Below are 13,311 nucleotides of genomic sequence, written 5' to 3'. Positions count from 1 at the left end.
TGGGGTCCGGGTGGCGAAAACGTAAGAAATACTCGTCGAATTGATTGTTTTTTGATCATTTGGCGAGTTTAAAAGTTGCGCTAGGTGGTATGCCGGGGAAATACATGGCTACTTCAGACCATCCTTAATGGTATCGGTTCCTCAGGCTACCAGCCGCCTACCCTACCTGCTGGCAGTGGCGGTGGCGAAAACGAAGACCTGAAGCAAGAAAGGAAAGCAGCTGCTCGCGAATCCCTCAAGGAAAGTATTGAGGCATTCAAGATCACTGAAAAGAAAAAGAACATCGACGCAATACGCTAAATAGCTTGACCGCCCTTTGTCACTAGAAGGGCGGTTTTCCTTTGAGGTCTATATGCAGATAGAAACCCAGATTTTACGCGAACATGAAAACAGCCTGACAGCACGTAGGCCCTCTACCCCGCCCACGTACCAGAACGAAGATGTCAATTTTTTCAGCTCGCAACTGGAGCCTTCGATGCAACGGGTGACCGCTGCGCCATCCTCGAACGCCCTGACCGACGCTTTGCGGCTTCTGGATAAATCGAAAAGTGGCATGACCAAAGGTCTCAAGGATTTCAATAGTGAGTTCAAAGAAAAAAACAGACTCAACTATGCCTCCAATCTTTCAGACTCCGTGCTGCTTACACAAACCTTGGTGAAGTGCGTCGGCAAGAGTGCGCAACTCGTTGAAAAAATCAGCAACCTGCAGTAGGAAAACATGATTCGCTTTCTATCTATCGGATTAGTTTTCTCGCTGACGCTGATACTGGGCGGCTGCGGCGAAAGTGTCGAACTGCATCGCCAACTCTCCGAACAGGATGCCAATGAGGTCATCGCGGAACTGGCTGACAAGCACATACGCGCACAAAAAGTGCCTGCCAAGGACGGTGTCGTAGTCCGTGTCAATGTAGCCGATATCAGCCGTGCCGTTCGCACGCTGGAGGCCGTAGGGCTGCCCAAGGTCACCCGTGCCACGATGGGGGATACCTTTCGCAAGGAAGGTGTCATTTCCACCCCGCTGGAGGAGCGTGCGCGGTATATCTACGCACTGTCCCAAGAGTTGGAGGCGACCCTGTCAAACATCGATGGCGTCATCGTCGCTCGAGTGCATGTGGTGCTGCCCGAACGGGTGGCCCCCGGTGAGCCCGTCCAACCCGCGTCCGCATCAGTGTTCATCAAGCATGACCCGCGACTGGAGCCCGACAGTATTCGCGCCCGCGTACGCAGGATGGTATCCAGCAGTATTCCCGGCATGACCACTGCGCTGGATAACGCCCAAAAGCTCACGGTGGTTTTTGTGCCGGCTGCGGCCTATCAAGAGCAACAACGCCTGAGCTATTTCGGCCCCTTCCTGATCCCTGAGGAGAACGTCGGTTTTTGGCGAACCAGCGTTGGCTTGTTGATTGCCAGCGTGATACTGACGCTGGTCACTGTGCTGTTCTGGCGCATACGGGGCCAACGATCAAGGCAAGAAGCTGACGCACCGACCCCTTTGCAGAATGAGTGATCATCTGGCGTGGGCACAATGGTGGGCCAGCCCCTGGCAGTCATCGCACCCGGACGCATCCAGCGCCCAGGCCTTTCATGCAATGCACGCCGTGTGTCGCAGCCAGCCGGGGCTGGCGTGTGCGGCATTGGGCATCGAGCCGTGCCTGCCTCCTGCCCCCCTTGACACGGTGCTTGGGCTGGCATTGGCTTCACGGGAGCAAATTGATCTGGCAATGGCACTACTGGACCTCACGTGCCACCCCTACCTCGAAAGCCCCTTGTGCGATGAACACCGCAAGTGGTGCGAGCGTCTCGCCAAGGCGTTGCACCCTAACGCCCTGCTGCAGCCGGACGATGATCCGCTGCAATTGTTGCGGGCCTGGGTCGAGCCGGCTGTCTGGCAGCGTCTTCGATTGCGCTTGGCCCCTGATCGGGTGCTGGCGGTGGAAAAAACGCACCCGTTACTCGACGACGCGCATGGGCGGCTCAATACGCTTTGGCAGGCCATTGTCTGGCGTATTGCCGCAACGAGCAGCGAACTCACTCATCGTTAACCACAACCAGCCAGAGCATTGTCCATGTTGACTCTACGCAAAATCGAGTTGCACAACGGCGCCCCCGGTCAGCCAAAGGTTCTGATTACTCGGGAAATGCTCGCCGATTACTCCCGCTCGGGGCAGCTACTGGGTAGCGCGCAAGCCCAAGCCGAAGAACTCTTGCGCCAGGCGGCCGAACATCGAGAAGAACTGCTTGAGCAGGCCAATCTCGACTTCTGGTCACGTGCCCACGCCCAACTCAGCCTATGGGAGCGCCAGCGCCAGGAGGTGTGTGACAGCCTCGAACACTACGCAACATCCATCGCCAATCAAGCGTTCCACTGCCTGTTGGAAGAAGTGCCTGCCCCACAGCGCCTCTCGGCATTGATCAAACAGTTGGTAGCGACGCAAATCCCACCGATCAAGGCGACCCTGGTTTGCCACCCACACGAGCACGAACAGGTAGCCCAAGCCCTGGCCAAGCTGGGTTCTACGCCTTGGAGACTTCGCCCGGATGACCAGGTCAAACCTCAAACATTGCTGCTGGAAACAGACGAGGGCGACTTCCGTATCGACTGGGCGTCGATGCGAGAAATATTGCTTGCACGGGCGTAGGACGCCTCACCGACATAACGGTACAGGCAGGCAATATCCTAAAAGATGGCCTCCGATGGAACTGGTTACAAACAACCCGCCACACAGTTCAGACACATCTGGAGTAAAAGTAATGGACTTCTACGGAAACCTGAAAAACCACCTGTTGAAGCAAGTTCAAACCGATATCAACCGCTTGAATACCGCCTATAAAGACTCGGAAGTTCTAGATACCGATATAGAACATTTCAGCGACCTGATGAAACAACAGAAGCTCTCGATCATCGCCTTCAACGAACAAGTTCGCTCCAGGCATACGTTGCTTAAAACAGCGCTGGATGGTGTGCAGTAAGTTGCACGCACTCATTGCCGGCTGGTTAAACGGCCACGAAGATCAGCTGATTCTGTTCGAAAATGACGATGAAATCATCTTTCAACGCGTATCGAGCAAACTGCTGGTAAAGGTTCAATTGACGAAAGCGGGGGAGGACAAAACCTTGCTACGAACCTGGATGCGCCTGGGAGGCCCCAGCCTGAGCTATTTTCACGGCGCTGTTGCACTGGCACCGACCACCGGCGCGCTCTGGCTTGTTCAATGTGTCGAGCAGCACCCCGGCGAACAGCCAGCCAAGTGCCTCGAGTCCCTTCTCAACCAACGCGACACCTGGCGCGCCATCGTCGCGCGCCAGGATCGGCCTGCACGCGCATTCATCCCCACGTCGCTGCGTTTGATACCGCACTAATCAGAGACTTTCCCATGCCTGATAAAATCGACAAGCACCAACGCTTGCGCCCTCACCTACCTGCTGCCACGCGCCGCGCCGCCTGGTGCTGGCTCGTCATGCTACCTGGGTGGCTGCTGCCACTGGACAGCACGTTGGCCGCGATTCCTCCTGAATGGAAAAATACGGCGTACGCCTATGAAGCCCAGCACAAACCTGTGCGCGAAGTGCTGGAGGATTTTGCCCAGACTTTTGGCACACAACTTCAGGTCGAGGGCCTGCTTGAAGGTAACGTCAATGGCAAGATCCGCGCAAATACACCCCAGTCATTGCTCGATCGCCTGGGAGTCGAACACCGTTTCCAATGGTACATGTACAACAACACCCTCTATATCAGCACTCTGGACCAGCAAGAGTCCGCACGCCTGGAAGTCTCTTCCGAGACCATTTCCGACCTTAAGCAAGCGCTGACCGATATTGGCCTGCTCGACAGCCGTTTTGGCTGGGGCGAGTTGCCAGAAGACGGTGTTGTCCTGGTCTCCGGCCCCAAGGTCTATATCGAGCAAATCAAGCGATTCAGCAGCCAGCGCCGCTCCGCGGATGAAAAACAGAGTGTTCTGAGCTACCCGCTGAAGTTCGCCAGCGCCGCGGACCGCCAGATGGAATACCGCAACGAAACAATCATCATCCCCGGTGTTGCCACTATGCTGCGGGGGCTGCTGGAGCCGCGCTCAACCTCGACGCCTTCGGCACAAGCTCAACGCCCCACCTCCCAGCCCGCATTCGTCACTCCCGTGGTTCCACGCCTGAGCAATCCGTTACTGGGGCAAATGCTCGGCCCGTCCACGCCGACCGGGCCGAACAGCTCAACCAATGCGGGCATGTCAATTACGCCGCGGGCCCCTATCAGCCCGGCCCGGATCCGCGTTGAAGCCGACTTGCGCAATAACGCCATCCTGATTTATGACGTGCCGGAACGGCAGGCCATGTACCGCGAACTGATCGCCCAACTCGACGTGGCGCGCAAACTGGTGGAAATCGATGCAATCATCCTCGACATCGAGCGCACGCAATTGCGCGAGTTCGGTGTGAAGTGGGGCTTTCAGAACAGTCGCTTCGGTGGCGGAGCCGATGTGGTTCCCGGCAACTCTCAGTTGACCATTGGAAACCGCGACCGTTTCAACGCCGACATACGCGCTTTGGAGGCCAAGGGCTTGGCAACCATGGTGTCCAATCCGTCAGTGCTGACGCTGGAGAACCAGCCGGCAGTAATCGATTTCAACCGCACCCAATACCTGTCTCGCGGCAGAGAGAACGCAACGATTTTACCGATTACCGTAGGCACCAGCTTCCAGGTCGTGCCCCGGGTCATCACCAGCAAGGGGGGCCACCAGATTCAGCTGTTAGTGGACATCGAGGACGGTAACTTCGAAGAGTCCAACCCCACTCCCAACAGCTACGATGTACGCCGAGGCAAAGTCAGCACCCAAGCCATCATGGCGGAAAAACGCTCGCTGGTAGTCGGCGGTTTCCACGTCACCGAAAGCGCTGACAGGCACAGCAAGGTACCTCTGCTGGGGGATATTCCGCTATTGGGCAAGTTGCTGTTTTCCTCGACGGAGCGACAGAACAATCGGCGTGAGCGTTTGTTCATCCTCACGCCGCGTGTCATTGGAGACCAGGCCGACCCGTCACGTTATTTACCACAAGCGGACCAGGTTGAATTGCAGGCCGCTCTCAAACCCCTGGCCAGGCGCTATGACCCTCACCAGCCGGTGGTCAAACGCAGCGACGTTATCAGCACCCTGGCGCACCTGGTCAGCGGAGAAGTGCCCAAGCCCTTCAAGGTAGCGCCGATGCCCCTGGGCCTGACCACCTTGTGCAACACCCGCAACTTACTGGCGCTCAATACTCAACGCAGTCAGTGGTATGCCGGCCCACAGTACAACGTAGCCGTGGTGGTACTGCGCAATCAGTTCAATCGCAATGTGCGTATCGATGAAAAGGAATGCAGTAATTCACAGACCCTGGCCGTCAGCGTCTGGCCGCGCGCCTGGCTCAAGCCGGGTGAGGAAGCAGAAGTGTTCATCGCCATGCGTCCGGTGGTGAAGGATGAACATCTCAGCGTGCCCCGTCCCTCCCTGATCACTCCAACCCAAAAGGCCAAGCCATGAAACACCGCTTGCTGTTCGTCACCCTGATCGGCGCAGCGCTGCTCGTCGCCGGTTGTACACCTACCTGCAAGGGCGACTCCTGCTCACGCCCGCAATCGAGCAAGGATAAGATGGTGATTTGGTGGCCCCCACAGATGCGCGTCGAACCCGGCCCCGCCGGAGAGCGGGCGGACTATCAGACAGTGTCGCTGGAACGATGACCGACCAAGGAACACCGGACGATGAGCGCCAGGTCTTCCTAGACAGTCTGGTGGGCGGCTCTGCCGCTCACCTGACACTGTGCCCCGGAGTGACGGCCAGTGGAATGCAAGCCGGAACACGCCAGGGGCTGGCCCTGCTCATAGCTCGCGAAACATTGCAGGCTTCACAATTACAGCAAGTGCTGGAGCGTCGTTTCGAGCAAGCCGTGGCATTCGATGGCTGCTTTATCTATATCGATCCACAGGACAACCTGGTGATCTGGCATGCGCTGCCCTCACAGCGCAACCTGCTCGAAAGAACCCTCAGCAGAATGTTGTCGCTGGCCAACCTTGAAACCCTGGATGCACGCACCCGGCGCTAGGGGGCGTTCTCAATTAGTTTCCCCACCGCGTTGTCGCCTTAAAGCGGGCCAGGCAAGGCGCAGGCCGCTGGGAATGGTTGTTCCCTTTCCAAGGCCTGCAACGCAGCATGGCCCGCTTTAAGGCACAACCCGAAGGGCCGGGCCTGCTGCTGTGCAGGGCTGCGTTGCTCGAAGCTTATTTGGAATGACCAAACCACGCTTCTCGCGCCTTGCCCTGCACAGCAGCAGACCCGGCGAGGTGGGGAAACTAATTGAGAACGCCCCCTAGTCAACGCAGATCAAGCTCCGGCAACTCCAGGGTCTCACGCTTGGCTTCATCATCAAGCTCGCGCAAGGTGCGGTAGATCAATGCCACGGCTTGCAGGGTTTCACGAGGAATAGTCGCCCCCAACTTCTTCGTATAAAGCGTACGGGCCAACCACACACACTGAATGACCGGCACATCGGCCGACTTGGCCCGGGCGATTAACGCACGGGCGTCATCATCGGTCCCTTTGTCCACCAACAGAGGCAGCGGTGTTTCGCCCGGGCGGTAATACAAGGCCACGGCAAAGTGCGTCGGGTTGACCACCAGCATATCGGACTCCTCCAGCTTGGGCAGCTTGACCTTGGGCTCTTCCTGGGCCAATTGCTGCGCCAACGCGCGGCGTTGCCCCTTCACATGGGGGTCGCCCTCCATGTCCTTGTACTCTTTGACGACCTCGACCTGAGTCATGCGCATGCGCTTGGCAAAGAAGTACTTCTGCATTGTCAGATCGATAAGGGCGAGCACCAGCAATAACCCCAGGCAGGCATGCAGCAAATAGCGGAACAGCGCGATCAAGGCCAGGATGTAGCTTTGCAGGTCGCTGGTGGCCAGGTTGATCAATGCTCCCAAGGAAGGCCAGATCACCACGTACAGGATCAGGCCCAGGAGCGCCGCCTTGACCACACTCATCAACAGGTTCATCAACGACTGTACAGAGAACATTTGCTTGAGTTGATTGAGAGGGTTAAGGCGGTTGAAATCGAGCTTCAGGGAGTCCGGGGCGAACAGAATCCCGAACTGCATCCAGCTGCTGACCAGCTTCGTGATTATCGCCACCGCGGCCATCAACAAGGCGAACGCGAAAAACATCATCACGCCTTCGACCATCACCTCTTCCATTGCCTGCGGGAAAGGCAAGGCCAGGCGTGAAGTCGGCAGCAGCATCAACTGTTGGAAACGCTGCAGGCTGGTCTCGGCGGTGAACAAGGCGATTTCACTGATGGCGGTCAGCACCATTAACTTACCCACATCCTGGCTTTGGGCGACCTGTCCTTTCTTACGTTGATCACGCAGTTTCTTGGCTGATGCGGGGTGCTTTTTTTCCCCTGAATCACTCATAGGATCGGGACCTTGAAAAACAGCCCCAGGGTGTGTTTGAGGTCTGTGAGCAAGCCCATGCGCCCGACGATCAGGTCCTGCAGCAACTCAAAGTACAGCAGCAGGACACCAATACCCGCCAGGCACTTGAGGGGCGGCGCCAACGTACTCACTTGCAGTTGCTGGCTGTAGACCCCTAACAGTGCAATGCCGAACTCCAGCAACAGCAGCACCGCGATAAAGGGAGCGGCGTAGAGCACCATGTGCGTGAACGTTTCGCCGAGCAGATCGACAAATGCACCGAACCCATCGGCGGCGGGCAGCGGAAACCACACCGTCGGTGGCCACAGCAGATAGCTGTCCCAGATCACCTGGGTCAACGCGCCGAGGCCCATGCTGACCATCAACAGAAAAATCGCCAGTTGCTTGAACAGGTGCCCGGATGGCGTCGCATCCGGCCCCAGCGAGGGGTTGAGCTGACCGCCGGCCAAAGCGCCACGCTGGTTATCCAGCAGCGCCCCGACCGACTCGAACAGCCAGAACGGCATAGACAACAACACACCCAGCAATAGCCCCAGGGCCACCTCTTTCAGGACCAGCCCACCGAGCATCAGCGCAGAGTGTTCCTGGCCCGCCAGCGTCGCATGAACGGCCGGCATCGGCACCAGCGCCATGACCATCACGATGGTGTGCCGTGGCATGCCGCGTATATGTTGAAAACAGAATGCCGCCACGAGAAAGGCACAGGGGTAGATACGCGCCATGGCCACCAGCAAGCTGGGTAAATACTCAAGATATAGCAGCACAGGCGAGACCTCAGTGCAGGGCCGAACGGCTAATCATGTCGAACGTCACGTTCATCAGCTGGATCAACTCCACACCGATCCAGCGACCGGTCATGATCAAGGTGATACCCACCGCCACCAGCTTGATCCCGAAAGGCAACGTCTGGTCCTGTACCTGCATCAGCGCCTGTACCAGAGATGTCATGACCCCCACTACCACCGCCACAATCAGCGGCGGCGCCGTCAACAGAACCACCAGCAGCATGCCCTGCTTGAACAGTACGATCGGTTCCATAGGCCACTCAGAGATAGGAAAGGAACAGGCTGTCGAGCAATCGCGACCATCCGGAGACCATCACGAACAGGAGCAATTTGAGTGGCAGGGAAATGGTCATCGGCGAGACCATTTGCATACCCAGCGCCAGCAGGAGATTGGAGACGATCAGGTCAATCACGATAAACGGGATATAGATCAGGAAACCAATTTCGAACCCCGCCTGCAACTGCGACAGTACAAAGGCCGGCACCAGCAGGATCAGGTCCTCACGCTGGACTTCCTGTGCCATCTGCGCCGGCCACATGCGCGCAGTGTTCTCCAACAGGTGAGTAAGAATATCCGGGTCACTGTTGCGCAACATGAAGGTGCGCAACGGTTTGATCGCCTCCACCCCCGTCTGTTGAAGTGCGCCCACGCTGGTCAGGTCAAGGGGCGACACCTTGACGATTTCGGCCATCTCATAACCGACAGGCGCCATGATGAACAGGGTCGCCGCCAGGGCAATGCCGTTGATGGCCATACCCGGAGGCACTTGCTGCACCCCGATGGCATTGCGGGTGATCATCAGCACAATCACGATTTTCAGGAACGCTGTGCAGACGACCAACAGCATGGGCATCAACGACAATGCCCCAAGAAACACTGCCAGGACGACGGGATCTATCCCCTGGAAACTATTCATCGAGAAAAGATCACGCGGGTCATCTGCAGCCCCAGCCGCCCGTCCACTTCAACCAGTTGACCCAGGCCAAGGGGGCGGTCACCGTAGTAAAGACCGGCCGTACCTGGGGCGTACCCAGCCACCCCCAACACGGCACCGGGTGCAAGGTTGCGCAATTCACCGAGGGTCAGGTTCAGCGTGCCGCACCGCACATTGAGCGCCATGCTCAATTCATCGAATGGCTCATGCCCGAATACGTCCGTCACCGCCGTCTCATCCTCATACCCTGAGTAGGTCTGTGTTGCAAAATCTTCGTCCACAAGCGTGTCCTCGATAGAAGTAAGGGTCAGGCGTGTCGGCCCGGATTCAGCGTCGATCCAGCCCACCAGGCGCTGTTTGCCAACCTGCACATGACCGGTTCCCGACGCACTGAAAAAGGCCTGTTCAACCACCAGCACGTCACCGGCCCGCAAGCTGCGTAATTGGTTCATGGGCAACCGCAGGCGCCCAAGCGTCACCTCCACCGCCAGTTGGAACTGCGCCGGCACTGACCCTGCCACGGAGCGCCACGGCCCCGCCTTGCACAACGCCAGAAAGCTTTCGGCAGACAACCACAGATAACCCGTGGCACGGGACGCACCGAGCGTCACGCAGAGTCGACAGCCAAAGTTCAATGGCCGGGTGCCTGGCACAAGGCGCAGATGGCCGAACAGTGCCTGCACCTGGGGGCTCATATGATGGTTGAACAAGGCCCAGAACCAGCCGTTCGGATCGTTGCCGGCCTGTGCCAACGTCATTGGGCATTCACCGATCAAGCTGAACTGCGGTCCCGGCTCACTGAAGGCCAACACCCCGCAGGCGGTTTCGAAACAGAGCGGCTGGACACCCACCGGAGCAGGCCCGGGTTCCATTTTCAACTCGCCACTTGAGCCTGCGACCTGGAACGGCATACACACCCCGTGCCCTAACCGCAGCCGGGCAGCCGCGATATCGGCATTGAACGTGGGAAATACCAGAGGGGGTAACATCATGCTTGCGCCGATTTGGCCAAGTACAAGCTGACAGGCTGATGCAGGCTCGCCGCCAGCCGTTGCTCACATTGTTGGCGTACACCACTGAGCCAGCGCGCCGCAGTGTCTTGCTCCGCGTCCAGCTCAACATTCCAGCTGCCCTGCTCTCGGCGAATACTGGCATTGATCCGCCCCAGGCGGCCGAGGTGAAAGACCGCCATCAAAGGCCACTGTGAACCGACGAGCATTCGCGGCGCCAACTGCTCGGTCAACGCCTCGATCATGGCGACATCGCCAGAGGCTTTGATTCCGTTCAGGGAAGCTCCATATCCGCCTCCGCCCTGGCCGTCATCATCAAACAACTGGGCAAACATTCGCCGTTGCTCCCAAGGCACAAAGGCGCTGAATTCGGGTGCACGATCATCGCGAGGTTCGCGCGGGCGCTGCCGTTCAGGGGGAGCCACTGAAACCTGTTTCATATCGACTCCTGCCGCAGTAACTCAGATAACTCTTGAATTTTTTCCACCTGGCGCAAGCACAAGGTGACCTGTTTTTGTGCCTGACCGATCTCGACCGCCTGCGTTTGCTGCTGCCCTCGCAGTCGCAGCAAATGGCTTTCTTCACGCTGCGTACCCGCCGATAGCTGCTGCTCCTTGGCGCTCCAGGTTTTCAGCGCCTTGAATGTCACCACTTGTCCCTGGTGCTCACTCAATAGCTGCGCACATTGTCGGGCCTCTTCCTCTCGGGTTTGCTCCAGCACTTGCTGTACCTCAAGGATGTGCGCAACCAGCGCTTGCTGAGTCCGTTTTGCCTCACGCAGCGCACGCTCAGCGCGATCAGCACGATGTCGGCGCAAACGTCGCAAGGTATCGATTTCACCTGTTAACACTTCAGAATGGGACATGGGCGGTCAGCTCAGACAGTTGATCCATGGTGACGGCAAGCGGCGAAGGTTCCCGCAAGTCCTGTCGCAGAAAGCCATCCACCGCCTGCCGGCTGTCGACGGCAAGATCGGTGAGCGCATCATTGCCGGGCTGATACTCGCCCAACTTGAGCATCAGCTCGATCTGCTGGTAAGCCGACAGCAGGCGCCGCAACGCCGTACCGGCACGAATATGCACGGGCTCTGCGACATTGCTTAAAATTCGCGAAAGGCTAGCCAGGACATCGACCGCCGGGTAGTGCCCACGCTCGGCCAGCTTGCGTGACAGGACGATGTGGCCATCGAGCAGAGAGCGCACTTCATCCGCCACCGGATCGTTCATGGAGTCCTGCTCGATCAGTACCGTGTAGATGGCCGTGATCACGCCATCGCGGGTCAACCCGGCGCGCTCCACCAACCGGGGCAACAAGCTGTAGACCGACGGCGGCAAGCCACCGCGCCCCAAGGGCTCACCGGCAGCCAGGCCGATTTCGCGCTGGGCCCGGGCGAACCGGGTCAGCGAGTCGATCAGCAACAACACCCGCTGGCCTTTACGCCGAAAGCCCTCGGCCAGGGCGGTTGCCGTGAACGCGGCGCGTGCGCGCTCCATGCTCGAGCGATCGGAAGTGGCGCATACCAACACGGCCTTGGCACGCAGTTGCTCATCCAGTTCGTGATCGAGAAACTCACGTAACTCGCGGCCCCGCTCACCAATCAGACCGAACACGATCACATCGCATTCCACGTTACGGGCGATCTCGGCCAACAAGGTCGTCTTGCCACAACCGGCACCGGCAAACAGCCCGACACGCTGGCCCTCTCCCAGCGTCATCAGGCCATCAATCGAGCGCACCCCCGTCGCCAGGGCGCGGTTGATCCGCGGCCGTTCCGTAGGAAGGGGCGCCTCGCACAACACCGGGGTTGCTTCCGGCGTGTCCACCTCAACGAACGCACCGACACCCTCACCCGCAATCGGGCGACCGAAACCATCCAGCACCTGCCCTAATAGCTCGTCACCGACCCGTACCTGATGCGGCACCCCCAGCCGCTCGACGCTGGCACCTACGCGCACGCCCTCCAGGTTGCCCAGGGCACTGAGCACCGCATCGCGCTGATCGAACCCGATGATCTCGGCCAGCATGTAGTCGCCGGGTGTTTTTTCGACCTGGCACAGGTCGCCGATACGGGCCTGTGGCAATCGACACTGCAACAGCATGCCGTTCACGCGCTGAATGCGACCACGCATCGTGACGGGTGCGAAGCTGCTCAACGCCTGCGACTGGTGCAGTTGCCAAGCCTCCAGACGCGCTTGCAACGAACCCTTCACCAGCCCACCTCATAACGTTGCTCGCCGTCGAAAACCACCTTGCTGTTATCGATCAATACCAGGCGCAAGCCATCCACTTCATCGCCCACAAACAGCCGGGTTCCTTCCTCAAGTACCACATGGCCGTTCGGGCCACCGACAATCTGCAATATTTTGAATGGCAACGTGCCATCACGTACCCGGACGCGACTGATCACCGGCACGACGGTATCGAACTGCTCGGCAAAACGATCGAGCATGCGTGCGATCAGTTCCACTTCCTCCTGGGAAACAACACCATTGAGGGCAATCTGACCATTGACGATTTGCAAGCTGACCCGCTGGACGAGCTCGCGCTCACCGAGCATTCTCATTAGCTGCTGGCGCACCTCAGAGGGCGAGTCCAGCCCGGGCTTCTGAATAACTGCCGGCATCAGCGATGCCTGGGCCTGGCGTTCACCCGTGAAGACAATGCCGACCGCCGCGATGATTACGGCGCATAGCAGGAGCAGGCTGAGCAAGCGTTTTTGCTGCGACGATGAAATGGACGACAGCGTCAGAGGCAGCGGCGCCTGATGCACGGGCTCCGTTGTCGGGCGTTCGGCCTTGGGTACCGCTACTTGTAACCAAGGTTGATCGGCAGGGCTGACACACAAGCGAACGGTGCCAATCACAAACGCGGTGTTGAGCGCCAGATCGCCGATCTGCGCCAACATTTGCCCATCGCTGTTTTTCAACAACCCTGCCTCAGCCTGCACCGACCACCGCCCTTCAGCCAACAGCAGGCGCGCGTGATGCTCGGCAATACCAGGATCATCCAGCAAAAGATCAGCATCCGCGTTGGCGCCCAGGCTCCATTGCTCACCAAACAAAGGCAGCGCGGCGCCTTGATGCAAACCATCCAATACCCGGAGTTCGTACATCAGCGC

General features: G+C 58.6%; 18 protein-coding genes. 9 read left to right on the top strand and 9 right to left on the bottom strand.

Translation table 11 applies throughout. From position 1 onward, the window contains the following. Positions 1-352 precede the first annotated feature (352 nt). The 9 genes from JFT66_RS29970 to JFT66_RS28310 all read left to right on the top strand — a co-directional run bounded on the left by JFT66_RS29970 (position 353) and on the right by JFT66_RS28310 (position 6,076). Positions 353-712: a hypothetical protein gene (locus tag JFT66_RS29970; protein ID WP_034117989.1), complete on the top strand. Its 360-nt coding sequence runs from the start codon at positions 353-355 to the stop codon at positions 710-712. A gap of 6 nt (positions 713-718) precedes the next feature. Further along, on the top strand, positions 719-1,507 hold the full coding sequence (sctJ, locus tag JFT66_RS28345; RefSeq protein ID WP_034117988.1) for a type III secretion system inner membrane ring lipoprotein SctJ: 789 nt from the start codon (positions 719-721) through the stop codon (positions 1,505-1,507). Then, the gene (locus JFT66_RS28340) at positions 1,500-2,042 is read left to right on the top strand and encodes a type III secretion protein (protein ID WP_198860552.1); all 543 of its coding nucleotides are present in this window, start codon (positions 1,500-1,502) and stop codon (positions 2,040-2,042) included. The genes sctJ and JFT66_RS28340 overlap by 8 nt, the downstream gene beginning before the upstream one ends. 24 nt (positions 2,043-2,066) lie before the next feature. Beyond that, positions 2,067-2,639 carry a type III secretion system stator protein SctL gene (sctL, locus tag JFT66_RS28335; RefSeq protein ID WP_034117985.1) on the top strand — a complete coding sequence of 191 codons (573 nt, stop codon included), beginning with the start codon at positions 2,067-2,069 and terminating at the stop codon, positions 2,637-2,639. Between the two features lie 112 nt (positions 2,640-2,751). Next, a complete protein-coding gene (locus JFT66_RS28330; RefSeq protein WP_034117984.1) occupies positions 2,752-2,970 on the top strand; it encodes a hypothetical protein in 219 nt (72 codons plus the stop codon). A 1-nt stretch (position 2,971) separates the two neighbouring features. Further along, positions 2,972-3,361: a hypothetical protein gene (locus tag JFT66_RS28325; RefSeq protein WP_034117983.1), complete on the top strand. Its 390-nt coding sequence runs from the start codon at positions 2,972-2,974 to the stop codon at positions 3,359-3,361. 14 nt (positions 3,362-3,375) lie between these two features. After that, a complete protein-coding gene (sctC, locus tag JFT66_RS28320) occupies positions 3,376-5,514 on the top strand; it encodes a type III secretion system outer membrane ring subunit SctC (protein ID WP_153838961.1) in 2,139 nt (712 codons plus the stop codon). Beyond that, positions 5,511-5,714 carry an HrpT family type III secretion system protein gene (gene hrpT, locus JFT66_RS28315; RefSeq protein ID WP_153870124.1) on the top strand — a complete coding sequence of 68 codons (204 nt, stop codon included), beginning with the start codon at positions 5,511-5,513 and terminating at the stop codon, positions 5,712-5,714. The genes sctC and hrpT overlap by 4 nt, the downstream gene beginning before the upstream one ends. Then, positions 5,711-6,076, top strand: coding sequence for a hypothetical protein (locus JFT66_RS28310; protein ID WP_034117980.1), 366 nt, complete (start codon positions 5,711-5,713; stop codon positions 6,074-6,076). The genes hrpT and JFT66_RS28310 overlap by 4 nt, the downstream gene beginning before the upstream one ends. 268 nt (positions 6,077-6,344) lie before the next feature. Here JFT66_RS28310 and sctU read toward each other — a convergent pair whose 3' ends face one another. Genes sctU through JFT66_RS28265 form a run of 9 tightly spaced genes read right to left on the bottom strand, consistent with a single transcriptional unit; the run spans position 6,345 to position 13,305 of the window. Then, positions 6,345-7,442 (bottom strand): type III secretion system export apparatus subunit SctU, encoded by a 1,098-nt coding sequence (gene sctU, locus JFT66_RS28305; RefSeq protein ID WP_034117978.1) that lies wholly within the window; start codon positions 7,440-7,442, stop codon positions 6,345-6,347. Next, a complete protein-coding gene (sctT, locus tag JFT66_RS28300) occupies positions 7,439-8,227 on the bottom strand; it encodes a type III secretion system export apparatus subunit SctT (protein WP_034117977.1) in 789 nt (262 codons plus the stop codon). Before sctT ends, sctU begins: the two co-directional genes overlap by 4 nt. Positions 8,228-8,237: 10 nt before the next feature. Beyond that, on the bottom strand, positions 8,238-8,501 hold the full coding sequence (sctS, locus tag JFT66_RS28295; protein ID WP_034117976.1) for a type III secretion system export apparatus subunit SctS: 264 nt from the start codon (positions 8,499-8,501) through the stop codon (positions 8,238-8,240). A 7-nt stretch (positions 8,502-8,508) separates the two neighbouring features. Further along, a complete protein-coding gene (gene sctR / locus JFT66_RS28290; RefSeq protein WP_034117975.1) occupies positions 8,509-9,165 on the bottom strand; it encodes a type III secretion system export apparatus subunit SctR in 657 nt (218 codons plus the stop codon). Then, entirely contained in the window at positions 9,162-10,175 is a 1,014-nt protein-coding gene (locus tag JFT66_RS28285; RefSeq protein WP_034117974.1) for a FliM/FliN family flagellar motor switch protein, read from the bottom strand. Before JFT66_RS28285 ends, sctR begins: the two co-directional genes overlap by 4 nt. Next, complete coding sequence (locus JFT66_RS28280) at positions 10,172-10,633, bottom strand: type III secretion system HrpP C-terminal domain-containing protein (RefSeq protein ID WP_034117973.1); 462 nt, start codon at positions 10,631-10,633, stop codon at positions 10,172-10,174. The genes JFT66_RS28285 and JFT66_RS28280 overlap by 4 nt, the downstream gene beginning before the upstream one ends. After that, positions 10,630-11,058 carry a YscO family type III secretion system apparatus protein gene (locus tag JFT66_RS28275; RefSeq protein ID WP_034117972.1) on the bottom strand — a complete coding sequence of 143 codons (429 nt, stop codon included), beginning with the start codon at positions 11,056-11,058 and terminating at the stop codon, positions 10,630-10,632. Before JFT66_RS28275 ends, JFT66_RS28280 begins: the two co-directional genes overlap by 4 nt. Continuing rightward, positions 11,045-12,403 (bottom strand): FliI/YscN family ATPase, encoded by a 1,359-nt coding sequence (locus JFT66_RS28270; protein WP_034117971.1) that lies wholly within the window; start codon positions 12,401-12,403, stop codon positions 11,045-11,047. The genes JFT66_RS28275 and JFT66_RS28270 overlap by 14 nt, the downstream gene beginning before the upstream one ends. After that, the gene (locus JFT66_RS28265; protein WP_034117970.1) at positions 12,400-13,305 is read right to left on the bottom strand and encodes an FHA domain-containing protein; all 906 of its coding nucleotides are present in this window, start codon (positions 13,303-13,305) and stop codon (positions 12,400-12,402) included. The genes JFT66_RS28270 and JFT66_RS28265 overlap by 4 nt, the downstream gene beginning before the upstream one ends. Positions 13,306-13,311 lie beyond the last annotated feature (6 nt).

Origin of the sequence: Pseudomonas sp. MF6755 (assembly GCF_016405635.1) — a bacterium.
GTDB classification, from domain to species: Bacteria; Pseudomonadota; Gammaproteobacteria; order Pseudomonadales; family Pseudomonadaceae; genus Aquipseudomonas; species Aquipseudomonas haemolytica.
This window is presented reverse-complemented; position numbering and strand designations above follow the sequence as displayed.